A 1,102-nucleotide genomic window follows, 5' to 3' on the forward strand; every position below is an offset into this window, starting at 1 on the left:
CGCCGAGAAGTCGACCGTGACCGCAGGCAAGATGAACTCGGTGTCATCGGGTACCGCGACGGCAGGCGGCGRCATGAGCGCGCTCGAAGCGGCAGCCGCCGCAGCGCAGGCGCAGATGAGTGCATCGCCCGCGACCGACATCAAATTCTGTGCAATCGATGACCCAGGTTGCGAGGCCTGCCAATAAAAAACCGAATCGTGCGCTGAGCTTCATCGCACGATTCGATGTAATTGAGCAACACAATTTTGTAGCGATGTGAATGAACACTTTTCATTTTGTATCGCTGCTTTCATAATCCCAAAGTATTGGAAACCTCTATGTTGACCTGGGACGAAGAAGTCAAACCATCTTTGCAAACATCTCACAACAGCGGCTTGCCTGAAGGCCGCTCGATGGAACTTCCGCCTCTTTCTTTGAACACTGCCGAGCAGCCCCAGGCGCAAGTGCGCATGCTCAACGACGGCGCGTTCGCACCTGTGCAAGCTGCAGCACCTTCTACGTCTGCCGCCGCACCCGCCAAGGCACAACGCGTCAAGGCCTCCGACAAACGCATCATCAATGGCCAGACCGACGTCAACCAGCTGGTGCCGTTCAAATACAAGTGGGCCTGGGAAAAATATCTCGCCACCTGCGCCAACCACTGGATGCCGCAGGAAGTAAATATGACGCGCGACATCGCGCTCTGGAAAGACCCGAACGGCCTGACCGAAGACGAACGCCGTCTGGTCAAGCGCAACCTGGGTTTCTTCGTGACCGCCGACTCGCTGGCTGCCAACAACATCGTGCTGGGCACTTACCGCCATATCACGGCACCCGAATGCCGCCAGTTCCTGCTGCGCCAGGCTTTTGAAGAGGCCATCCACACCCATGCCTACCAGTACATCACTGAATCGCTGGGCCTGGACGAAGCCGAAATCTTCAACGCCTATAACGAAGTGCAATCGATCAAGGACAAGGACCAGTTCCTGATTCCTTTCATTGAAGTGATTTCCGACCCTCACTTCAAGACCGGCACTACCGAAGCTGACCAGACCCTGCTCAAGTCGCTGATCGTGTTTGCCTGCCTGATGGAAGGCCTGTTCTTCTACGTGGGCTTCACGC

Annotated in this window: 2 protein-coding genes; both read left to right on the plus strand. The window is 56.2% G+C overall.

The annotated features are described in order from the left end of the window. Window positions 1–187: hypothetical protein (locus AC1D1P_RS24015; RefSeq protein WP_477674744.1), on the plus strand; the 187-nt coding region annotated here is incomplete at its 5' end. Window positions 188–318: 131 nt separating this feature from the next. After that, the coding region (locus tag AC1D1P_RS24020) for a ribonucleotide-diphosphate reductase subunit beta (protein WP_477674745.1) at window positions 319–1,102 on the plus strand (784 nt) is incomplete at its 3' end.

The organism is Polaromonas sp. P1_E1_2, from assembly GCF_056406035.1.